The sequence below is a fragment of the Nocardia jiangsuensis genome (assembly GCF_042650385.1).
In the GTDB taxonomy this organism is placed as follows: Bacteria; Actinomycetota; Actinomycetes; order Mycobacteriales; family Mycobacteriaceae; genus Nocardia; species Nocardia jiangsuensis.
In genome coordinates this window covers 253,544-274,187 of the sequence record NZ_JBHSAX010000017.1, presented here as the reverse complement: position 1 = coordinate 274,187, position 20,644 = coordinate 253,544, and the positions used below count along the sequence as shown (strand labels likewise).

Below are 20,644 nucleotides of genomic sequence, written 5' to 3'. Positions count from 1 at the left end.
GTGTCTGTCCTCGAGAACACCGGGAGTGCACTACTGTTTCGGAAAGTGGGCGGTGTCGCGAGTCGACGCGGTGAGGAGGTAACCGGTGCGTGAACTTCGAGTGATCGGGGTGACGCCCGACTCCACCCACATCGTCTGCGTCGACACCGAGTCCGGTCAGAAATTCCGGCTGCCCGCGGACGACAAACTCCGGGCGGCTGCGCGCGGCGACCTTGCACGATTCGGCCAGATCGAGATCGAAATGGAAGCTTCCATGCGTCCTCGCGATATCCAGGCCCGTATCCGCGCCGGTGCCTCCGTCGAACAGGTCACTCTCGAATCCGGCATGCCCGCGAGCAAGGTCGATCGCTTCGCCTATCCGGTGCTGCTGGAGCGGGCACGGGCCGCCGAGCTCGCGCAGAAGGCGCACCCGGTGCGCGCCGACGGCCCCGCCGTCGAGAACCTCATCGATATCGTCACCGCCGCCTTCACCGCCCGCGGGCACACCCTCGACCATGCCGTCTGGGATGCCTGGAAGGACGAGAAGGGCTTCTGGGTCGCCCAGCTGCAGTGGCAGAACGGCCGCTCCGAGATCGCGGCGCATTGGCGGTATCAGCCGGATGCGCACGGCGGCTCGGTCTCCCCGCTGGACGACCCGGCCTCCGACCTCATCGATCCGGACTTCGGCCGCGCGCTGCGCGGCCTCGCCTCCATCCTGCCCAGCGAGCCCGAGCCGGAGCCCGCCCCCGAGCCGCGGCACGAACCGGCGCAGCGGGAGCCCGCCGCCACCGCGCGGGACACCGAGTTCTTCGAGCAGCGCGCCGAGGTCGAGGAGCCGGTCGAGCAGCTGGAGCCGGAGCAGCGGCCCGCCGCCCGGGTCGACGAGGCCGAGATCACAGCCGAGGCGCCCGCCCCGGAGCCCGCCGAGGTCGAGGCGGCTCCGGCCGCCGAGGCGCCGCAGCAGCCGGCCCGGCGCAGGCCGCCCGCCCGCCGCCAGGCACCGGCCGCCACCGCGCCCGTCGCGGAGCCGGAGGTCACCGGGGAGCCGGCGGAACCGGTTGCGCCGGAGGAGAAGTCGGAGCCCGCGGCCAAGCAGGCGCCGAAGCCGCCCGCCAAGCCGGCCAGGACCAAGCGCGGCAAGGCGCCCATGCCGTCCTGGGAGGACGTGTTGCTCGGAGTGCGCAGCTCCGGCCACTGAGCCCGGCCGCACGCGCGTTTCGCCAGCGCAGGGCGGAACTCTTTCGGCGCGCATCGGAGTTGCTCGGGGGTTCGGACGTCCGTTTCGTGCCACCATCGATGGGTGTCCGAGCTGAAGAGGGTCGCCGAGCCGAGCCGAGCCGCCGCACTGGAGCCACCGTCGTCCGGGAAGGCGTCGACGCTCTGGTACATCGACGCCACCGACCCGCTCGCGGTGCTGCGCGCCGGGCACGAACCCGACCGGGCCGCCGCGCTCGCGCTGGCCCGGCTGCTCTACGCCGATTGCGACGTGGTGCCGCACCTGGTCGACACGCTGGCCGGGTCGGCGGGGCCGGCGGCGAACGAGGTCTTCATCGCCTGCCTGCCCGGGGTCACCGTGCTCTGCGCCGCGCAGGCGGCGCTGATCCGGCCGACCGCGCTGCCCGAGCTGCTGGTCCGCCCGCTCGCCTCCGAACACACCTACCTGGTGTCGTTCGACAGCGCGCACGGCTGGGGCGCCTTCGCGCACTGGGAGCGCGGGGAGTTCCGCCGCTCGTTCAGCTCCAGCCGGCTGCACATCCTGGAGGACGAGGGGCTACCGCTGGTCTGGGAGCGGCCGTACTGGGCCGGTGAGCACCCGGTGCGCTGGCGCGCGGGCGAGCTACCCGACCCGCAGTCGCTCCCCTTCGACCCGCCGGACTTCGCCGACGCCGCCAACAACGAGTGGCTCGGGTTCCACTACCGCTCCGCGCCCGCGGGAGGTGCTTTGACCTCGGCCGACGTCACCGTCTGCGGTTTCACGCTCTTCCCGCGCGGGGAGGCGCCCGCGAAGCCCGTCGCCTCCGCCCGCCCGCGCGGGCGCGGTCTTCTCGACCGGCTGCGCGGGCAGTACCCCCGCTGAATCGGCGCCGCGAGTCCGGGCGCGGACGCGAGCAGCGCGGTCGATCCGCCGAGCGGAGCGCGGGGTCGACCGCCGAGTGCGGCACCGGGGTCAACCGCCGAGTGCGGCGATGAGGAGCGCTGTCCAGCCGAGGACGACGCCGACCGCGCCACCGCCGAGCACCCAGCGGGTGACCGGGGCGTGGCGCCAGCGCCAGGCGGTGGGCGCGGCGCCGCCGGCGGCGATCAGGTTCACCGCGACGGCGAGGAGCGGGTGCACGGCGCCGAGTGCGGCGCCGAAGGCGAAGACGGCGACCGCGGTGAGCGCGCCGACCAGGGCGCCGACGGCGACGCCAGCGGCCCACGGGGTCGGGTGCCGGTAGGGCGGCGGCTCGATCATCGGGTCCGCACCCGCTCGTAGAAGGCCATGGCGGCGGCCGTCGCGACGTTCAGCGAGTCGGTCCCGGCCGACATGGGGATGCGGGCCCTGACATCGCAGGCCGCCAGCGCCTCCGGCGTGAGCCCCGGACCCTCCGCGCCGAGCAGCAGCGCGACCCGCTCCCCGGACATGGCGGTGGCGAGGTTGGCCGCAGCCGGGTCGGGGGTGAGCGCGATGGTCAGGAAGCCGCGGCGGCGCAGCTCGGCCAGCCCGTGCGGCCACTCGGGGACCGGTGCGAACGGCACCCGCAGCGCGTGCCCCATGGAGACCCGGACCGAGCGCCGATAGAGCGGGTCGGCGCAGCGATCGCCGAAGAGCACCGCGTCCGCACCGAGCCCGGCCGCGTTGCGGAAGATGGAGCCGAGGTTCTCGTGGTCGTTCACGCCCTCCAGCACCGCGACGGTGTGCGCGCCGTCGAGCAACTCCGCCATGGTGAACACGGCGGGCCTGCGCGCCACCGCGAGCACCCCGCGGTTCAGGTGGAACCCGACCACCTCGGCCATCACCTCGGCCGAGGTGCGGTAGCAGGGCACGTCGACCCCGGCCAGGTCACCCGCCAGCTCCTCGAAGCGCCTGGCGACGCCGAGCAGCGCGCTCGGCGCGAACCGCGAGCCGAGCATGCGCCGCACCACGATGGTGCCCTCCGCGATCACCAGCCCCTTGCGGCCGGGCAGATCCGGGCGGCGGTCGGCGTCCTTGAGATCGCGGAAGTCGTCCAGCCTCGGGTCGGCGGGGTCCGCGAGGTCGATCACTTCGGCCACCCGCACCATCCTGCCCGCTCGGCGGGGCGGGCGAAAATCCGATGCCGCGCACCGGCGCGGCGTGCGAGGGTCGGGGGATGACCCCGCACCCCGCAGCGCGCGTCCGCCCGGCGGAGAAGGCCGACCTGGCCGCGATCCGGCTGCTGATCGAGACCGCCTTCGGCACCCGCTTCGACCCGGCCGAGCTGGAGCACATCTGGGCGCTCTTCCCGGTGGACCGGGCGCTGGTCGCCGAGGCCGACGGCCGGGTGGTCGGGCACACGCACTCCGGGCCGATGACGATCACCGTCCCCGGCGCTGAGCTGCCGGCCATCGGCATCTCGGGGGTGGCGGTGGCCGCGCCGCAGCGGCGCCGCGGCGTGCTCCGCGCCCTGTGCCTGGAGCAGCACCGGCAGATCGCGGCCGAAGGCGTCCCGCTGGCCGCGCTCACCGCCAGCGAGGGCGGCATCTACGGCCGCTTCGGCTACGGCCCGTCGGCCCGGGAGAACCGGATCCGGCTCGACCGCCGCTTCGCCCGATTCCTGCCGACCGCGCCCGACCCCGGCGGCGTGCGCCAGGTGTCGGTGCCGGAGGCCGAGCCGGAGCTCCGCCGCATCTACGAGGCCTGGCGCCGGGTGACCCCCGGCGCGCAGCAGCGGCCGGACGCCGCCTGGGCGCTGCGCTTCGCCGACCCGGTGCGGATGCGCGGTGGCGGCGGCGACCTCTTCGCCTTCCTGCACCCCGGCGGCTACGCGCTCTACCGGCACCACGGCGACCAGTCGATCGAGATCAAGGAGATGCGGACGCTCACGGCGGAGGCACACGCGGCGCTCTGGCGCGCGCTCTGCGGCCGCGACCTCAGCCACGACCTGGTCGCGGGGCTCCCGGCCGACGACCCGCTCCCCTACCTGCTCACCGACCCGAGGCAGGTGCGCACGGTGGGCAGCTACGACACCCTCTGGCTGCGGATCATGGACGTGCCCGCCGCGCTCACCGCCCGCCGCTACGACGCAGACCTGGAAACCGTTGTCGCGGTCGACGATCCCTTCCTGGACGCGGGCGGCACCTTCGCGCTGCGGATCTCCGGCGGGGTGGCCGAGTGCGCGCCGACGACGGCCGAGCCGGAGCTGTCCATGGGGCTGGACGTACTGGGCGCGATCTATCTGGGCGCCCATCCGGCCCGCGCCTTCGCGGCGGCGGGCAGGCTGCTGGGTGCGCCCGGGGCGCTGCGCGCGCTGGAACGGGCCTTCGCCTGGCCCCGGGACGCCGTGCTGGGCTGGGGATTCTGACTCGCGATGTCCGATTCTGGCATCCTGGTGCCATGAAGCCGATTCAGCTGGTGCTCAATATCCTGTGGCTCGTGTTCAGCGGATTCTGGCTGGCACTCGGCTACCTGGCCGCGGCGCTGCTCTGCTTCCTGCTCTTCTTCCTGGTGGTGCCGATTCCGTTCGGCGTCGCCTCGCTGCGGATCGCGGTCTACGTGCTGTGGCCGTTCGGGCGGACCACGGTGGAGAAGCCGGGGGCGGGCGCCGGATCGCTGATCGGCAATGTGATCTGGTTCCTCGTCGCGGGCTGGTGGCTGGCGCTCGGGCACCTGCTGACCAGCATTCCGCTGTTCGTGTCGATCATCGGAATCCCGTTCGGCTGGGCCAATCTCAAGCTCATCCCGCTCTCGCTGTTCCCGCTCGGCCGGGACATCGTGGAGAGCGACCAGCCGTTCGGGGCGGCCCGCTAGTCGCTCTCGGCGACGATCTTCTTCATGATGCCGACGGCGCGGTTCAGCACGTCGATCTCGTCGCTCTCCAGGCCGGAGAGCTGCTCGGTCATCCACGCCTCGCGGGCGCTCGCCTCGTCCGCGAGCAGCGCCTGCCCGGCGGGCGAGAGCGAGACGATGATCTGCCTGCCGTCGGTGGGGTGCGGCTTCCGCTCGACCAGCCCGAGCTCGGTGAGCGAGGCGATCACCCTGGTCATCGACGGCGGCTGCACCCGCTCCCTGGCGGCGAGCGCGCCCGGGGTCATGGCGCCGTCGCGCAGCAGGGTGGCGATCGCGGAGAGCTGGGTCAGCGAGATCTGCGAGTCGGCACGCCTGCCCCGCAGGTGGCGCGTCAGCCGGACCACCGCCAGCGAGAGCTCGCCGGCCAGGGCGCGGACATCCGTTGGCGTTGTCACAGTGGTGAACGATACGTGACCGGCGGGGGCCGCTGCCGGTTTCGCCGGACCGCTACTGTTGAGGCGTGACTCAGCAGGTACCCGCCATCCCGCCGCGGTTCACCGACCCGAGGCCGGTGCTCGCCGTCGGCAGTGCGCTGTGGCTGGTCGCGACGATCGTGGTGTGGTCGGGCGGTGCGCGGTGGGCCGAGGCGCGGCCGCTCTGCCTGATGGGGCTGCTGGTCGGCGCGCTCGCGCTCGGGATCTACCTGATCCAGCTGCGCGGCGCGCGGCGCGGGGACAAGGGCGCCCAGACCGGGCTGTAGCCGGACGCCACGCCCGTGTCCGGCGGCTACCGGCGCGGGCCAGGTCGGCCCGGAGCGCGGATCGGCCGTCGAAAGCTCATCAGCCGACGTCGAATTCGGCGCTCCTGCCGGTGAACGGCCGGATCGTTCCGTCCGGCGCGAGTGCGTCGGCGAAGTGCACGAAGCGGAACCGCCCACCGGTACCCGCCGGGATGTCCCAGAGGAACCGCGCCACCGACTCGCCGGACCCCCCGCGCCGCCAGTGGAACCGCACCTCCCACTCCCCCTCGTTGGCCACCCGGCGCCAGGAGCCGTCCGCGGCCAGCCGCTGCACCTCGAGGAAGGTGCCGTTGCGGCGCGGATTGTGCTTCGGGTGCGCGGAGACGAACTCCACCTCGGCCCTGGCCCCGGCCGGGTAGCCGGGGGCGGGCTGCACCAGCACGTCGCCGAAGGCGAGTCCGGCGGGCAGCGGGTCCGGCCCCGCACCGACCTGGAGATTGGGCTGCAGGTTCGAGACGTCGCGCGGGGCAGGCCCGCGCCCGACCGGCTGCCTCGCCGCGAGCGCCCGCGCCACCCGGTCGAATTCCTGCTGGTAGGCGCAGAGCGTGTAGCGGCCGAAGAGCGTCGAGCCGCCCTCGTACTGCTGCGCGTCGTACTCCTCCGGCGTCGCCACGTACTGCGCGTAGGCATTGGCGTAGCCCTGCAGCAGCACCCGCGCCGGGTCGACACCGAGCGCGGCGGCCACCGTACGCCTGACCCGCAGCCCGGAGACGATGGTGAACTCCGCGCCCGCCGCCGCCAGGTACAGCTCGCCGAGCCGGACGACCTGCACCGGAAGCACATTCGGCACCCACGGCACCGGCGGCATCAGCCCGAGCGGAGCCGCGATCAGCTTGGGCGCCTGCGCGTCGGCCAGCCAGGCCGGGACCGGGGTGTCGGCGCCGCCGAGCGCGTCGGCGAGCGGATTGCGCACCCCCTCCGGCACCGGCCCGCCGGGCAGCCCCGGCCCGTCCTCCACGCTGCCGGCGAAGAGCGAGACCCCCACCGCGGCGGGCGCGGTGCGGTGCGGCAGGCCGTCCGGGGTGAAGCGGCCGTCGACGGCGGTGTCGGCCAGATCGATGTAGCAGAGCAGCGAGTCGACGGTGCCGCCGAACGGCTCGGCGGCGGCCAGCGCACGCTCGGCGGCCGCGTACTGCCGCTCGCCGAGGATCCTGGTGTTGTCGAACTCGTCCTCGGTGGGGCCGGAACCGGGGCGCAGGTTCAGGTTCGGCGACATGTCGCCCGCGTTGGTCTGCGCGAAGGCGGCGACGAAATCGGGGGCGCCGTCGAGGTAGCGCACGCCGTTGCGGTCGTGCTCGAAGGTGTAGGCGGCGTAGCCCTTGTTGTCCGAGCTGATCAGCCGGTTGCTGTTGGTCATCGAGGTGTTGTGCGTGGCGAACCAGGTGATCACCCCGATCCGCCTGCCGCCGCGGACCAGCGCGAGCGCGGTGACCGCCGGGTCGATGGCGTCCGGGAACTCGGCCCGGTCGGGTTCGGGGTTGCGCTCGAAGGCGACGCGGGAGCGGTTCACGCTGGCGTCGTGCAGCTCGGCGCGGCCGAATTCCAGTGTGCCCGGCGCGAGGTCGTCGTGCGCGGCGGCGATCGCCTCGACGATGCCGTTCACCTCGGCGTCGTAGACCTGCTGCTGGAAACCGAGGACGGAGAGGTTGTAGGCGTAGTCGTTGCTCGACCCGCCGCAGGTGGCGTGCGAGTGCGTCGAGGTGAGCACGACGTTCTGCTCGGTGTACAGGTCGCCGAAGCGCCGCGCGAGTTCGGTCAGCACGCCGCGGTGCACGGACTGGAAGATCATGCCGTTCTCGGCCACCGCGAAGACCACCCGGCGCCCGCCGTGCGCGAGCGCGAAGGCGCGGGCGCGCGGCCGCAGGTGGATGCCTGCGGTCTGCTGCTCCTGCTGGGAGTAGCCCATCATGCCGCACTCCGCGGCGGGGCCGGTGATGTCGGAGATGCCCGCGCCGACCAGGTATCCGCCCGGCTCGGCGCGTGCCGGGACCCGCCCGGCGAGCACCCCCGCCGCCAGCCCGGCGACGGGCAGCGCCGCCGCACCGTGCAGAACGGTCCTGCGTGCCACCGACATCCACGTCTCCCTTCGCTGTCCTGCGAGGGAACCATACAACTGGACAACCGTCCAGGGGGTGCGGACGGCGCGGTGAAATTGACTGGGACCGCCGCGGCAGGTTTGCTTGCCGGTGTGTCCTCCCGATTGAGCGTCGAAGAACGACGGGCCCATCTCATCGAGGCCGCCATCGGTCTCGCCGAGAAGAAGGGCGTGGCGGGGGTGACGACGCGGGATGTCGCGCAGGCCGCCGGGGTCTCGCTCGGGGTGGTGCACTACTGCTTCGAGAACAAGGACGCGCTGATGACCGAGCTGGTCAAGGCGCTCTCCACCGAGCTGCGCGAGTCCATCGACACCAATGCCGCCATCTGGGACGGGGCGGGCTCCGGCACCGGGGCGCTGCGCGAACTGGTCAGGGCCGGGCTCGAGCTGCTGTGGCAGAACGTGGAGTCGACGCCGGAGCGGCAGATGCTCAGCTACGAAACCACCACCTACGCGCTGCGCGAGGGCGAGCAGACCCCGGCCAAGCTGATCATCGCCCGCGAGCAGTACACCTTCAACGACGCCACCGTCGGCGCGGTGCTGGAGAACGCCCGCGAGGCCACCGGCACCCGCTGGACCACCCCGGTCACCTCGCTCAGCCGCTTCACCCTGAACCTGATCGACGGCCTCGTGCTGCGCTGGCTGGTCGACGGCGACAGCGCCGCCGCGCGCACCCAGCTCGACCTGCTGGCCGAACTGGTGGCGAGCAAAGCGGAGTAGAGCTTCTCAGCCCGGGACGCGCAGGTGCGTGGTGGTGCCGTCGTACCACCAGGGCACCGCGGCCTCGGCCTCGATCGCGCCGGTGAGCCGGACCCGCAGCTCGCCGTCGTGCAGCACCAGCGGGCCGGTGTGCGCGGGCAGGGCGTAGAGGCTGCTCGCCAGGGTGGCGAAGGGCTCGGCAGCCCAGTCGGATTCGCGGCCGGAGCCGAGCACATCGGCGGTGACGGCGGCGGAGGCGAGCGGCAGGTCGAGCAGGTTCGCCAGCGGTTCGGCCTGCGCCGGGTCGCCTGCCACGATGCGGTCGGCGGGGAGCGCGAAGCCGAACCAGGGCAGGTCGAGCACGAGCGCCGCGCCGGGCTCCAGCACCGCGCCGGAGAGCGCGCGCACTCGCTCGGGCAGCTCGACGTCGTCGATGTCGATGGTCTCCGCGGCCACCGCGGCGGCGAGCAGGCGGTGGGTCTGCGCGATCACGGCGGGCAGCGGGGTGCGCTCCGGGTCGGCCAGCGCGGCGAGCAGGGCGCTCGCGAGTTCCGGGGTGAGGGTGGCGGGGTCGGCGAGCAGCGGGCGCAGGGCGTCGAGGCGGCCCGCGAGCTCCGGCGGGTCGAAGGCCGGGAGCAGCCCGGCGAAGGTGGGGTCGGCGGGGTGCCGGTGCAGGCCGAGCGGGGTGCCCCGCCAGCGCGCGTTGGTACGCAGCCACCAGGCGGTGTAGCCGGCGCGGTCGGCGAGCAGCGGGCGGGTGCGCTCGCCGTCGAGCAGGAGGGTGAGCGCGCGGGGCCAGGCGTCGTCGGCGACCAGGTCCAGGTCGCGGACGGCGGCGAGCAGCGGGGGGTCGTCCGCGAGCCCGTCCCACCAGATGTCCTCGTCGTCCAGATCGTGGTCGGGGCCGGTCGGGTCGGGCTCGGTGATGACGGAGAAGTCCCAGCTCACGCCGACCGCGCGCAGGGCGGTCGCGCCGTACCCCTCGACCACCGCGGCGGCCACCGTGCCGAACGGGGCGTCCTCGACCAGGACGTCGCGCAGGGGGGCGCCGGGGAGCAGGAGTTCGTCGGCGGGGCGCACCTCGCCGGTCTCGTCCGGCACCTCGAGCAGGCCGATCCACCGCGGGAGCGGGACCGTGGTCAGCTCGGCCAGCCGGAGCACCGCGTCGACCAGGTCCTCGTCGTCAGGGGCGTCGTCGAGCTCGGCGCGCAGGGCGGGGTCGGTGAGCAGGTCGAGCGCGTCGGCCTGGCGCGCGCCCAGCCGGGTGAGCAGCGGGTGCGCCGCCTCCGGGTGCACCAGCCGGGACCAGTGCACCGGGACGACGACGGTGAGCTCCTCGTCGAGCACGACGGTGCGCGGTCCGGTCACCAGCCTGCCGTCGGCGAGCGGGACCGCGAGCGTGCCCAGCTCCTCCGCGGTGCGCGGGTCGGTGACGTAGGGCTCCAGCGCGGCGTAGAGCCGGTGCCACCAGCGCGCCGGGCGCTCCAGGCCGGAGCTGTGCTCGGCGATCAGCGCCGGGGTCAGCAGCGGGACGTCGAGCGTGGCGAGGGCGCGCACGGCGGCGGTGTCGGAGAGTTCCGGGATCACCAGCGGGCCGGCGAATCCGGCGAGGAGGTCGGCGAGTTCCGGGGTGAGGTCGGGAAGGACGCGGGTCCGCGAGGGGAGCTGCGCGCAAGCGCGATCGGCGGCTGAATCGGCGGGGACCGGGGTGCCCGGCCACGGGGCCGCCGGCTCGGCGGCCCCGCTCGGCGGTGCGGTCGCGACGGACGGTTCCGGCTCCGCGAGATCCCACGGGTCGACGACCCGCGACTCCGTCGGGGACGGAGCGTAGGCGGAGGCCGAGCCCTCGCCCGGGACGGCGAACTCGTCGGGCACGGCGACCACCGGCAGCCACGGGCGCGTGCGGAGTTCGCGGACGACGGCCGCGCGGAGCACGGCATCCGCCTCGCCGAGCGGGAACCCGGGCTCGGGCACCAGCACCAGCCGGTCACGCGGCGGCAGCGCGGCCGCGAAATCGGCGTACCCCGCGGCGTACTCGGCGAGCGCGACGCCGGGCAGCAGGCGGCGCCGGTCCGGCTGCATGGGGACGTCGGCGATGAGCAGCGCGGGCAGCGAGAGCTCCTCGTCGGAGCGGGTGGGGGCGCGCAGCACGTCGGGCGCGGCGGGGTGCGGGCGGCCGTCCCGGAGCGGAACCAGCCAGCGGCCGCGCGCGGTGCGGTACTCCCACCAGCGCCGGGGCTCGGCGCCGCCGGTGATCGTGAGCTCGGTGAGTCCAGGGCCGGCCGGTCGCGCGGTGCGGGCGTACCTGACACCGGCGATCTCCAGCACAGCGAGCGCGGGCAGTTCGAGCAGCAACTCGGCCGCCTCGCCGGCGAATCCCGCGAGCAACGCGGCGGGGTCGACATCCGCACGCAGGGTGAGCACGACCTCGGTGTCACCGGCCGCGGGCGCGGTATCGAGCGGCCAGGCCAGGCGCAGCACCGGCACGGGCACCCCGGCCAGCTCGGCGAGCTGCTCGGGGGCGGTGGCCGCGGTGGCCGCACGGGTCTCGGTGAGCGAGAAGCGCACGCCGCCCGCGCGCGAGCGCACCTCGATCTCGTCGGCGACCGCGCGCACCGCGGTGAAGCCGACCCCGAACCGGCCGACGCTCTCGTCCGCCTTGTCCGACGCCCGCAGCGCGGTCAGCGCGCGGACCCCGGTGATGTCGAGCGGCGCACCGGTATTCGCGACGTGCAGGGCGCGGCCGTCCAGCCACACCGTGAGCACGCCGTCGGCGCCTGCCGCGGCGGCGGCGTCCGCCGCGTTCTGCGCCAGCTCGGTGAGCAGCCGGTCGCGGTAGCCCGCGACCACCAGATCGGCCTCCGCGGCGGCGTCCTCCCGCAGCCGAGTGGGCGAATCCCGCCAGGCCGCGATGACCGCCGCGCGCAGTGCCGCCGTGCCGAACGGGTCGTCCCCGGTCAGCTCCACGATCCCGGCTCGGCCGCCCGTTCCGCCTCGTCCGGCGTCAGCGCGGGCGCCACCGCGGACCCGTCGGCCGCGATCGACTCGCCCTCGGCCACCGGAGCGGCGACCGGCGGCGCGATGGCCACGATCTCGACCGCGGCATCGTCGTACGCCTCGTACCGCGCCGAGCCGCCACCGGAGGGGAACTCGATATCCGAGTGCGCCCCGCACCCGTACCCGGTGTGCACGACCCGCCCGTCCGCCCCCATGGCATTCCCGCAGACCCCGAACGCGGCCCGCATGGCCCCGGCCAGCGGCAGGAAGAACCCGCAGAGCCCGCAGGTCGACGGCGCCGCCTTGGCCATGTCGGCGCCGGGCCCGAACTCGCCGAACCAGCGCTCGGCCGCCTCCTCGCGCCCCTCCGGGCTCAGCACCCTCGGACGCCCGAGCCCGATGTCCCGGGCCACCTCGTCGACGGCCGGATCGCCGTTCAGCACGTACCCGGGCACCAGCCGCGGATCGTTCTCGGTGGCCGGCAGCAGATCACCCGGCCCGAGGTCGCCGGGGCGGACCCGCTGGTCCCACGGCACGAAGTCCGGCGCGACGAGCGCGTCCGGGCCGGGCAGCAGGGCGGACTCGCTCACCGTCACCCGGTCGTCGCCGGGCGCCGCCGCCACCACGACGGCCCACTGCCAGCCCCGGTACCCGGGGAGGGTGGCCTCGAAGCGGTGCGTCGCCGCGGCCTCGTCCTCGGAACTCACGCCGAGGTGCTGCCCGACACCGGACGATTCCAGCTCCACGAGCGCACGTCGAGCCAGCTCGACGGCGTCGGCCAGGAGGGGCCGTACGCCGGCCTCCGTAACAGAAACTGCGCTCACGGCCTACATTTTGCCGCATGAACCCCAACCGGCGTACGTCGGCTGCCCTGCTCGCGCTCGCTCTGCTCGCCATGGCCGCGTGTGGGGGTGCGGGCGAGGAAACGCCACGCTGGCGGATCGAGGTCCTCGGCACCCGCCCGCACGACCCCGGCGCCTTCACCCAGGGCCTCGATGTGGCCGGGCCGGTGCTCTACGAGGGCACCGGCAAACCGGGGCAGTCCTGGGTCCGCGCGACCGACCTCGGCACCGGCGCCGAGCTGGCGCGGGCCGACCTCCCCGCCCCGCTCTTCGGCGAGGGGGTCGCCACCGTGCACGATTCCGTGTGGCAGCTCACCTGGCAGGACGGCGTCGCCGTCGAGCGCGACCCCGGCACCCTGGCCGAGCGCCGCCGGGTGCGCTACGAGGGCGAGGGCTGGGGGCTCTGCGCGAGGGCTGGGACGCTGGTCATGAGCAACGGCTCCGACACCCTGACCCTGCGCGACCCGGCCACCTTCGACATCATCGGCAGCACCACGCTGACCGGCCACAACGAGGCGCGGCTGAACGAACTCGACTGCGCGCCCGACGGTTCGGTGTACGCCAACAACTGGCCGACGAACGAGATCCTGCGCATCGACCCCGGCTCCGGCGCGGTGCTCGCCACCATCGACGGGTCCGGGCTGCTCTCCGCCGCCCAGCGCGCGACCGCCGACGTGCTGAACGGCATCGCGCACCTGCCTGGCACCGATCGCTTCCTGATCACCGGCAAATACTGGCCGTCGATCTTCGAGGTCCGGTTCGTCCAGGAGCGGTGAGCAAGCCGCCGGTGAACACCACCGGCGCGGATGCGCCAGAATTGAGGGCGTGACCACTCCCCGCGAACCCACCGGTGCCAACCGCGGTCGCTGGGACGGCGACGACGAGACCGACCCGAGGCACCCCGGCTTCGACCGGTACCCCCCGCCGAACACCGCCCGCGGGCCGCTGCCCCGGCTCGACGCCGAGCAGGCGCCGAGCGGCCCGCTGCCCCCGCGGCGCAGGGTGGACGCGGCGCCACGCACCCGCCCGTTCATCCGCAAGCGCGCCCCGCGCACCGGCCCGCGGGTCGACCGCCCCGGCGCGACCCGCCCGAACACCATCCCGTTCGAGACCGACGCCGCGCCGCCGGAGCAGCGAGCACCCGGCCACGAGCCGCAGCGGACCCCGCGCAAACTCACCGTGACCCGGGTCGCCGCCATGCGCGGCCGTCAGCTCACCGAGCGCGGCATCGCGACCTTCCAGCGCGCGGCCAAGGCGAACGGCGCCGACGAGTCCGGGCTGACCGCGCTCACCTACGCCACCATGGCGAACTTCGCGCTGGACGCGGCGATCGCGGTCGCGCTGGCCAACACCCTGTTCTTCGCCAGCGCCACCGCGGAGAGCAAGACCAACGTGGCGCTCTACCTGCTCATCACGATCGCCCCGTTCGCGGTGATCGCCCCGCTCATCGGCCCGCTGCTGGACCGGCTGCAGCGCGGGCGCAGGCTCGCGCTCGCCACCTCGTTCGCCTTCCGCGCGGTGATCGCGGTGCTGCTCATCCTGGAGTTCGACACCTGGGGGCTCTATCCGCTCGCGCTCTGCATGCTGATCGGCAGCAAGTCGTTCGCGGTGCTGAAGAGCGCGGTGACGCCCCGGGTGCTGCCACCGGAGATCGACCTGGTCCGCACCAATTCCCGGCTCACGGTCTTCGGCCTGGTCGGCGGGACGCTCGGGGCAGGCGCGGTGGCGGGCGGCACCGCGGCGATCTTCGGCTCGAACGGCGCGCTGGTGCTCGCCACGCTGATCGCCGCCGCCGGCGTCTACCTGAGCCTGCGCATCCCGTCCTGGGTGGAGGTCACCGAGGGCGAGGTGCCCGCGACGCTCGGCTACCACGGCGCCGACGCCACCACCGAGGTGCTCGCGCCGGACGCCGCCTCCACCGTCCCCGCGCGCAAGCGCAGGCAGCCGCTCGGCCGCTCGGTGGTCACCGGGCTCTGGGGCAACAGCGGCATCCGGGTGCTCACCGGCTTCCTGACCTTCTACGTGGCGTTCGTGGCGAAGGGCAGCGGGGAGAGCCCGGTCCGGCAGGCGGCCATGCTCGGCGCGGTCGGCGCGGCCGCCGCGATCGGCAACTTCACCGGCAATGCCACCGGCGCCCGGATCCAGCTGGGCAGGCCCGCGCTGATCGTCGTCTACTGCGCCACCGCGTGCACGGTGGTCGCGGTGCTCGCCATCCTGCTGAACAACCTGCTCGGTGCGGCGATCGCCGCGCTGATCGCCTCGGCCGCCAGCGCGCTGGCCAAGGTCTCGCTCGACGCCGCCATTCAGGACGACCTGCCGCCGGAGTCCATCGCCTCCGGTTTCGGCAGGTCGGAGACGGTGCTGCAGCTGAGCTGGGTGATCGGCGGGGCGGGCGGTGTGCTGCTGCCGACCGACTGGTGGAAGGGTTTCGCCGTGGTGTCCGGCGTGCTCATGCTCGGGCTGATCCAGACCGTGCTCAGCCACCGCGGCCACTCGCTGCTGCCCGGCCTCGGCGGCAACCGGCCGTACCACGCCGAGCAGGAAGTACCGCACGCCACCAGGGCCGATCCCGGCCCGCAGCCCACTCGCTGAGGAGAACCCCGCTGGTGTCGACCAGAACCCGTACCGTCGTCGCGATCTCCGCCGTCGCCCTGCTGGTGGCGGTCACCGCCTACGCGGGGGTGCTCGCCCTGCTGATCAGGGACGCCCCGCGCAAGGATCCGGCGGTCACCGCGTACGCGCACGGCCGCACCGTGACCGTCGCGCCGTTCCTCTACTGCTCGGTCTCGATGGAGAACTGCCGCTACGGCGAGACCGTCGACCTCGCCGTGCCCGCCGGCTACCCGCTGCAGCTCTCGCTGCCACCGCAGATCGCCGAGGCGCCGTGGCTGGCCCAGCTGATCTACGAGCGCCCGGACGGCGAACAGGTGGACCGGCTGGTGGCGCACGACGACTTCGGCCACGAGGTGCTCGCGGTCACCCTGGATTCCCGGCCGGAGCCGAACCTGCGGCTGGTCGGGGTCGAGATCCAGCTGCCGATCCTGGCCAGGGACGAGACCGGAAGGGAGTTCTACGTGCCGCACGCCGCCTGGTCGATCAACACGGCGCCGGACGAGGGCGGGCAGCCCGCGGAGTGAGGCCGGCTCAGTGGTCGAGCTCGCGGGCCACCGCGCGCACGACCTCGGAGATCCGCTGCGCGGTCTTGCGATCCGGGTAGCGGCCCTTGCGCAGGTCCGGCTGCACGGTCGCCTCCAGCAGCGTGATCATGTCCTCGACCATGCCGTGCAGCTCGTCCGGGGTGTGCCTGCGGGCGACCGGCTCGCGCCGCTCGCCGCGGCCCGCGCGCTCCTGGCCCTGCCGCACCGATGGCGGTGACTCCAGCAGCTTGAGGCTCAGCGCCTGCGGGCCGCGCCGACCGGCGGCCATGCCGAACTCGACCCGCTGGCCGGGCTTGAGCCCTTCGATACCGTCGGGCAGCGCGGACGAGCGGACGTACACGTCCTCACCCTCGTCCTGCGAGAGGAAGCCGAAGCCCTTTTCGACGTCGTACCACTTCACCTTGCCGGTCGGCACTGTGCTCACCCGTTCATGTTCGGAATTACCGGGGGACGCCCCGGTGCGAAAAATACGCGCCCCACAACCGTGGGACGCGACCGTTGCGCCGAGTCTACCCCGGTGCGGGTGCCTCCAGCACCCGAGTTCTACCGTCGACGGCGTGACCTCCCCTTCCAGCCCGCGCCGGCCGGGCGATCGACTGCTGCACGTCGCGCTCGCGCTCTTCGGCGTCGGGCTGCTGGCGATCATCGCGATCTTCCTCACCCCGATCGTCAGCGACGCGGAGCCGGGGCTGCCGCTCTATCTGATCGCCATGCTGGCGCCGCTCGGCTTCCTGCTCGCGCTGATCTACGCGCTCCGCTCCGGCCGCCGGGCGCGATAACCGGGGCGGTCCGTTTTTCGTTACCCGCCAAGCGTTGTGATCCTCGTCACATAACGGCGGGATAACGAAGCGGTGACGATCGGGAGCGGGTCCCTATTACCGCCGATCACCTGCGCGGACGCGTGAGCGTGGCCGCGATGCGGGTTCGAGACCCCCGACGCGCGGCGGTTACCAAATAGTGATTTTTCCCGGGATCCGTCGTACCGTTTGTCGCACAGCCGGAAGACATTCCGGCCGTGCCGGACCCGCCGCACCGAGCTTCGCCCCGCGGGAACGGAAACCAGCCGACCCAAGCTCAGGGGCGAAGTTCGCAGGTGATCGGACCGACGAACTCGAGCAGTTCGCCTGGCACCGGCCCACAGGTGCGGACGAGAGGAAGACACCGGACATGAGTGGACGCCATCGCAAGCCGACCTCCACGGGGCGCACCGTTGCCAAGGTGGCCCTGACCGGCGCCGTTATCAGCAGCGCGGGCGTGGCCCTCGCGGGTAACGCCAGCGCCGCGCCGGATTCCGACTGGGATCGCCTGGCGACGTGTGAGGCGGGCGGCAACTGGGGCATCAACACCGGCAACGGTTTCCAGGGTGGGCTGCAGTTCTCGCCGAGCACCTGGAAGTCGCACGGTGGCGGCGAGTTCGCCGCGTCCGCGCACAATGCCTCGCGCGAAGAGCAGATCGTGGTGGCCGAGCGGGTGCTCGCCTCGCAGGGCTGGGGCGCCTGGCCGTCCTGCTCGTCCAAGCTGGGGCTGAGCAGTGCGCCGAGTCAGCGTTCGGCCCCGGCGGAGTCCCCGGGCTGGGCCCAGCAGGCCGCGCCGCAGCAGCAGGCGCAGGCCGACCCGAGCCAGGAGATCTTCACCGCCGTCGACCGCGCGGTGGCCGTCGTGCAGGCGCAGGGCGTGCAGATCCCGCAGCAGGCGCTCGATCTCTTCAACGCCGCGAAGGCGCAGAACACCCAGCTCGACCCGGCGCTCGTCGGCTTCTACGAGGCGAACAAGGGCTTGCTGCCCTCCTGAGCCGCAAACGTGCACGGGCCCCGCATCCTCGGATGCGGGGCCCGTTCTCGTTCGGCTTCCGGGTGCCCGGCGGCCGGACCTGATCAGCGATTGATCACCGTGTGCGGGTGCACATAGGGCAGATCGTCGACGGGGAGCGGGAACTCGGTGTCCTCACCGAACGGCGAAAGGTTGCCGGATCGGGCCGCGGCGAGTTCGGTCACGGCGTGCTCGCCGTCGGCGACCTTGGGCCAGCCGTTGTCGACATACGGTTTCTTCGATTTGTTCACCACGCGTCCCATTCTGGCAGATTCTCCGTGACATCGGAGTAGGGACACCTCATCGCCGCACCCGTAGGCTGAATCGGATGTCCACGATCGACTCGCTCACCGGCTGGCTCTCTGCCAGGGATGATGCCGCGCTGGTCGGGCTGCTGGAGCTGCGCCCGGATCTGGCCGTGCCGCTGCCCGCGTCCATGACGGTGCTCGCCGCACGGGTGGAGCAACGCGCCTCGGTGCTGCGCGCCACCGAGGAGCTGAACACCCTCGAGTTCGCGATCGTCGAGGTGCTGGCCAGGTACGGCACCGAGCGCGCCCCCGGCGACCACGCCCCGCTCACCCGCACCGCCCTGCGCGAGCGGCTGCGCGACCGCGTCGGCGCGGCCGCCGTCGACGCCGCGCTGGCCCGGCTCACCGCCCGCGCCCTGGTCCGGGACGAGGGCGAGGACCTGCACCTGGTCCCGGCCGCCGCCGAGGCGCTGCCCTGGCCGATCGGCAGCGCCACCGAGATCCCGGACGAGCTCACCGAACCCGAGGTCACCGCGGCGCTGGCCCGGCTCGGCGAGGCGGAGCGCGCCCTGCTGGAGAAGCTCGCAGGCACCGGCCCGCGCGGGCGGACCAGGGACGCCGCCCCCGGCGCCGACCCGGCCCGCCCCGTGCCCCGGCTGCTCGCCGCCGGGTTGCTGCACCGGGTGGACGACGAGACCGTCGAGATCCCGCTCACCGTCGGGCAGCTGCTCCGCAACGAGGCCGTCACCCGGCCGCACGTGCTGGTCCCGCCGGTGCCGACGCGCACCGAGTACACCCCGGCCGAGGCCAATGCCGCCGCAGCGGGCGAGGCGGGCGAGTTCCTGCGGCACGCGGCCGCGGTGCTCGCCGCGCTCGGCGCGATGCCTGCCCCCGCGCTGCGGGCGGGCGGGCTGGGGGTGCGCGAGCTGCGCCGGGTCTGCAAGCAGGCGGGAGTGGACGAGCCGAGGGCCGGGCTGCTGGTCGAGGTGCTCGCCGCGGCCAAGCTGCTGGAGAAGGGGCTGCCCGACCCGGCGCCGGAGCTCGACGCCACCGACGACTTCTGGGCCCCGACCCCGCAGGCCGACGGCTGGGGCGAGGCGCCGCCTGCCCGGCGCTGGGCCGGGCTCGCCAGGGCCTGGCTGGAGCTGGACCGGATGCCGTGGCTGATCGGCAGTCGCGATGCCGCCGACAAGCCGCTGCCCGCGCTCGCCCTCGAGCTGCGCAGCCCGCACGCGGTGCGCGACCGGCGGGCGATCCTCGGGCTGCTCGCCGAGTTCCCGCCGGGCACCGCGATCCCGGCTGCCGACATCTCCCGGATTCTGGCCTGGCGGGAGCCGCGGCGGCGCAGGCAGTACCGCCCGGAGGCGGTGGCCCGCACGCTGGCGGAGGCCGCCGCGCTCGGCGTGGTCGGCCGCGCCGCGCTCACCTCCGCCGGCCGGGCGCTGCTGCACGGCAGCGCCGACGGTGACGCCGAGGCGGAGATGGCGGCCGCGCTGCCCGCACCGGTGGATCACGTGCTGGTGCAGGCCGACCTGACGGTGGTCGCGCCGGGGCCGCTGCTGCCCGAGCTGGAGCAGCGCATCGCGCTCACCGCGGACGTGGAGTCGGCGGGCGCCGCCACCGTCTACCGGGTCGGCGAGGCGTCGGTGCGGCGCGCACTGGACGCCGGGCTGACCGCGGCCGAGCTGCACGCGCTCTTCGGCACGCACTCACGCACGCCGGTGCCGCAGGCGCTCACCTATCTCATCGACGATGTCGCGCGCAGGCACGGCAGGCTGCGCGCGGGCATGGCGCAGTCCTTCCTGCGCAGCGACGATCCGGCGCTGCTCGCGCAGGTGCTCGCCGCACCGGTGGCGGCCGATCTGGCGCTGCGCGGTATCGCCCCGACGGTGGCGATCGCGCAGGCTCCGCTCGGCGAGGTGCTGGAGCGGTTGCGCGCGGCCGGCTTCGCCCCCGCGGGTGAGGATTCCGCGGGCGCGGTGCTCGACCTGCGCCGGCGCGGCGCGCGCATCCCGGCGCGGAGCAACGGCAGGCAGGCCTACCGCCCGACCCCGCCAAGCACCGACCAGCTGGAACAGCTGGTGGCGGAGCTCAGGGCCGGGGAACGCGCGGCCGGGGCCAGGTCGGGGCGCTCGGTGCGCACCGACGGCACCAGAACGAGCACCGCCGCCACCCTCGCGCTGCTGCAGCTGGCCGCGCGAGTGCGGCGTTCGGTGAATATCGGGTACGTCGACGCCGCTGGCGTCGCCACCCAGCGGGTGGTCGAACCCCTGAAGGTCGGCAACGGTCAACTCGACGCGCTGGACCCGGTGACCGGCGCGGTCCGGCAGTTCACACTGCACCGGATCGCGTCGGTCGCACTCCTGGAGTGATCAGGCCGCCGTGGGCGAACCGAGGCAGAAGGTCACCTTCGGATCGTTCACGGTGATGAACTTGTCGGCATCCTCACCGCACAGCAGCTCGTCGACCTGGCCGTCGATCCGCTTGACCACCTTGAAGGTGGCCTCGGTGGAGGTGCAGTCCGCGTGCTTGTACCCGGTGAGCATGCTGTCCACGTAGCAGCTGCCCTCCTTGAAGTTCGGTGCGAGGCACAGGAAGGCCGTGGTGCTGTCGCCGAGGGTCTCCTCGTAGGAGGTGTAGTCGGTCGCGCACTCGGTCTTGGTGTCGTAGGTCTGCACGACCTTGTAGACGGCCTTCTCCGAGGAGCAGTCGACCGGCTCCGTCTTGGAGTCGACGGCCGAGCCCTCGATCACGTTGATGCAGTCGCCGACCGACGCCTTGGCGGTGTCGGACTTGCCCGCCTCCTCGATGAACGAACAGCCGACAACGGCAACCGCGGCCACGGCCGCCGACACGAGTGCGAGCACGACACGTGCCGACCGCCTCGTCGCAGGGAACTTCACGGAATAGACCTCTCTCACCGAATGTTCGCGCTGTTCGCGAACTCGGTGAGACTATCGTCAGGCCCGGAGCCGCGCATTAACGACATCTCCGGCCGGAAATCGAACGTGGAGGCGCGGTCAGCCCAGGGCCCAGAGCGCGAGCATGCTGCTGCGGAGAATGTTCGGGA

General features: G+C 73.7%; 21 protein-coding genes. 12 read left to right on the top strand and 9 right to left on the bottom strand.

Going from position 1 to position 20,644, the window contains the following annotated elements; genetic code table 11:
• Nucleotides 1-85: 85 nt before the first annotated feature.
• Nucleotides 86-1,177, top strand: coding sequence for a septation protein SepH (gene sepH, locus ACFO0B_RS20770; protein ID WP_378614180.1), 1,092 nt, complete (start codon nt 86-88; stop codon nt 1,175-1,177).
• 102 nt (nt 1,178-1,279) lie between these two features.
• A complete protein-coding gene (locus tag ACFO0B_RS20765) occupies nt 1,280-2,056 on the top strand; it encodes a DUF6928 family protein (RefSeq protein ID WP_378614179.1) in 777 nt (258 codons plus the stop codon).
• 90 nt (nt 2,057-2,146) lie between these two features.
• On the opposite strand, the gene ACFO0B_RS20760 is transcribed toward ACFO0B_RS20765, so the two are convergent.
• On the bottom strand, nt 2,147-2,434 hold the full coding sequence (locus tag ACFO0B_RS20760; protein ID WP_378614178.1) for a DUF2537 domain-containing protein: 288 nt from the start codon (nt 2,432-2,434) through the stop codon (nt 2,147-2,149).
• Nucleotides 2,431-3,234 (bottom strand): TrmH family RNA methyltransferase, encoded by an 804-nt coding sequence (locus tag ACFO0B_RS20755; protein WP_378614177.1) that lies wholly within the window; start codon nt 3,232-3,234, stop codon nt 2,431-2,433. The genes ACFO0B_RS20760 and ACFO0B_RS20755 overlap by 4 nt, the downstream gene beginning before the upstream one ends.
• 77 nt (nt 3,235-3,311) lie before the next feature.
• Between ACFO0B_RS20755 and ACFO0B_RS20750 the strand changes: the two genes are divergently transcribed.
• Nucleotides 3,312-4,502, top strand: a complete 1,191-nt coding sequence (locus tag ACFO0B_RS20750; RefSeq protein ID WP_378614176.1) for a GNAT family N-acetyltransferase — start codon at nt 3,312-3,314, stop codon at nt 4,500-4,502.
• 32 nt (nt 4,503-4,534) lie between these two features.
• On the top strand, nt 4,535-4,948 hold the full coding sequence (locus ACFO0B_RS20745; protein ID WP_378614175.1) for a YccF domain-containing protein: 414 nt from the start codon (nt 4,535-4,537) through the stop codon (nt 4,946-4,948).
• On the opposite strand, the gene ACFO0B_RS20740 is transcribed toward ACFO0B_RS20745, so the two are convergent.
• Nucleotides 4,945-5,382, bottom strand: coding sequence for an Rv0880 family HTH-type transcriptional regulator (locus tag ACFO0B_RS20740; protein ID WP_378614174.1), 438 nt, complete (start codon nt 5,380-5,382; stop codon nt 4,945-4,947). The genes ACFO0B_RS20745 and ACFO0B_RS20740 overlap by 4 nt on opposite strands.
• Before the next feature lie 65 nt (nt 5,383-5,447).
• On the opposite strand from ACFO0B_RS20740, the gene ACFO0B_RS20735 reads away from it, so the two are divergent.
• A complete protein-coding gene (locus ACFO0B_RS20735) occupies nt 5,448-5,687 on the top strand; it encodes a DUF2530 domain-containing protein (protein WP_378614173.1) in 240 nt (79 codons plus the stop codon).
• A gap of 79 nt (nt 5,688-5,766) precedes the next feature.
• Here ACFO0B_RS20735 and ACFO0B_RS20730 read toward each other — a convergent pair whose 3' ends face one another.
• Complete coding sequence (locus ACFO0B_RS20730; RefSeq protein ID WP_378614172.1) at nt 5,767-7,800, bottom strand: neutral/alkaline ceramidase; 2,034 nt, start codon at nt 7,798-7,800, stop codon at nt 5,767-5,769.
• Between the two features lie 114 nt (nt 7,801-7,914).
• On the opposite strand from ACFO0B_RS20730, the gene ACFO0B_RS20725 reads away from it, so the two are divergent.
• A complete protein-coding gene (locus tag ACFO0B_RS20725; protein WP_378614171.1) occupies nt 7,915-8,541 on the top strand; it encodes a TetR/AcrR family transcriptional regulator in 627 nt (208 codons plus the stop codon).
• Nucleotides 8,542-8,547: 6 nt separating this feature from the next.
• Here ACFO0B_RS20725 and ACFO0B_RS20720 read toward each other — a convergent pair whose 3' ends face one another.
• Together ACFO0B_RS20720 and ACFO0B_RS20715 are read right to left on the bottom strand one after the other, a co-directional pair.
• Nucleotides 8,548-11,481, bottom strand: a complete 2,934-nt coding sequence (locus ACFO0B_RS20720) for a sacsin N-terminal ATP-binding-like domain-containing protein (RefSeq protein WP_378614571.1) — start codon at nt 11,479-11,481, stop codon at nt 8,548-8,550.
• Nucleotides 11,478-12,341, bottom strand: coding sequence for a DUF3027 domain-containing protein (locus tag ACFO0B_RS20715; protein WP_378614170.1), 864 nt, complete (start codon nt 12,339-12,341; stop codon nt 11,478-11,480). The genes ACFO0B_RS20720 and ACFO0B_RS20715 overlap by 4 nt, the downstream gene beginning before the upstream one ends.
• 17 nt (nt 12,342-12,358) lie before the next feature.
• On the opposite strand from ACFO0B_RS20715, the gene ACFO0B_RS20710 reads away from it, so the two are divergent.
• Genes ACFO0B_RS20710 through ACFO0B_RS20700 form a run of 3 tightly spaced genes read left to right on the top strand, consistent with a single transcriptional unit; the run spans nt 12,359 to nt 15,496 of the window.
• Nucleotides 12,359-13,135: a glutaminyl-peptide cyclotransferase gene (locus tag ACFO0B_RS20710; protein WP_378614169.1), complete on the top strand. Its 777-nt coding sequence runs from the start codon at nt 12,359-12,361 to the stop codon at nt 13,133-13,135.
• A gap of 49 nt (nt 13,136-13,184) precedes the next feature.
• The gene (locus ACFO0B_RS20705) at nt 13,185-14,951 is read left to right on the top strand and encodes an MFS transporter (RefSeq protein ID WP_378614168.1); all 1,767 of its coding nucleotides are present in this window, start codon (nt 13,185-13,187) and stop codon (nt 14,949-14,951) included.
• A 14-nt stretch (nt 14,952-14,965) separates the two neighbouring features.
• Nucleotides 14,966-15,496, top strand: coding sequence for a DUF2771 domain-containing protein (locus tag ACFO0B_RS20700; RefSeq protein WP_378614166.1), 531 nt, complete (start codon nt 14,966-14,968; stop codon nt 15,494-15,496).
• A gap of 7 nt (nt 15,497-15,503) precedes the next feature.
• Here ACFO0B_RS20700 and ACFO0B_RS20695 read toward each other — a convergent pair whose 3' ends face one another.
• On the bottom strand, nt 15,504-15,932 hold the full coding sequence (locus tag ACFO0B_RS20695; RefSeq protein WP_378614570.1) for a cold-shock protein: 429 nt from the start codon (nt 15,930-15,932) through the stop codon (nt 15,504-15,506).
• Nucleotides 15,933-16,074: 142 nt separating this feature from the next.
• Here ACFO0B_RS20695 and ACFO0B_RS20690 point away from each other — a divergent pair, with 142 nt between their 5' ends.
• Together ACFO0B_RS20690 and ACFO0B_RS20685 are read left to right on the top strand one after the other, a co-directional pair.
• On the top strand, nt 16,075-16,296 hold the full coding sequence (locus ACFO0B_RS20690) for a hypothetical protein (protein WP_378614165.1): 222 nt from the start codon (nt 16,075-16,077) through the stop codon (nt 16,294-16,296).
• A 388-nt stretch (nt 16,297-16,684) separates the two neighbouring features.
• Nucleotides 16,685-17,308, top strand: a complete 624-nt coding sequence (locus tag ACFO0B_RS20685; protein WP_378614164.1) for a resuscitation-promoting factor Rpf1 domain-containing protein — start codon at nt 16,685-16,687, stop codon at nt 17,306-17,308.
• Between the two features lie 83 nt (nt 17,309-17,391).
• Here ACFO0B_RS20685 and ACFO0B_RS20680 read toward each other — a convergent pair whose 3' ends face one another.
• A complete protein-coding gene (locus ACFO0B_RS20680; RefSeq protein ID WP_378614163.1) occupies nt 17,392-17,580 on the bottom strand; it encodes a hypothetical protein in 189 nt (62 codons plus the stop codon).
• Nucleotides 17,581-17,654: 74 nt separating this feature from the next.
• Between ACFO0B_RS20680 and ACFO0B_RS20675 the strand changes: the two genes are divergently transcribed.
• A complete protein-coding gene (locus ACFO0B_RS20675; protein ID WP_378614162.1) occupies nt 17,655-19,946 on the top strand; it encodes a helicase-associated domain-containing protein in 2,292 nt (763 codons plus the stop codon).
• On the opposite strand, the gene ACFO0B_RS20670 is transcribed toward ACFO0B_RS20675, so the two are convergent.
• The gene (locus ACFO0B_RS20670) at nt 19,947-20,441 is read right to left on the bottom strand and encodes an LppU/SCO3897 family protein (RefSeq protein ID WP_378614161.1); all 495 of its coding nucleotides are present in this window, start codon (nt 20,439-20,441) and stop codon (nt 19,947-19,949) included.
• Nucleotides 20,442-20,644: the final 203 nt, after the last annotated feature.

Excerpts from the sequence above, each read along its gene's own strand:
- ACFO0B_RS20760 (WP_378614178.1), bottom strand. The coding sequence starts at position 2,434 with ATGATCGAGCCGCCGCCCTACCGGCACCCGACCCCGTGGGCCGCTGGC.
- ACFO0B_RS20730 (WP_378614172.1), bottom strand. The coding sequence starts at position 7,800 with ATGTCGGTGGCACGCAGGACCGTTCTGCACGGTGCGGCGGCGCTGCCC.
- ACFO0B_RS20710 (WP_378614169.1), top strand. The coding sequence starts at position 12,359 with ATGAACCCCAACCGGCGTACGTCGGCTGCCCTGCTCGCGCTCGCTCTG.
- ACFO0B_RS20685 (WP_378614164.1), top strand. The coding sequence starts at position 16,685 with ATGAGTGGACGCCATCGCAAGCCGACCTCCACGGGGCGCACCGTTGCC.
- ACFO0B_RS20675 (WP_378614162.1), top strand. The coding sequence starts at position 17,655 with ATGTCCACGATCGACTCGCTCACCGGCTGGCTCTCTGCCAGGGATGAT.
- ACFO0B_RS20745 (WP_378614175.1), top strand. The coding sequence starts at position 4,535 with ATGAAGCCGATTCAGCTGGTGCTCAATATCCTGTGGCTCGTGTTCAGC.
- ACFO0B_RS20750 (WP_378614176.1), top strand. The coding sequence starts at position 3,312 with ATGACCCCGCACCCCGCAGCGCGCGTCCGCCCGGCGGAGAAGGCCGAC.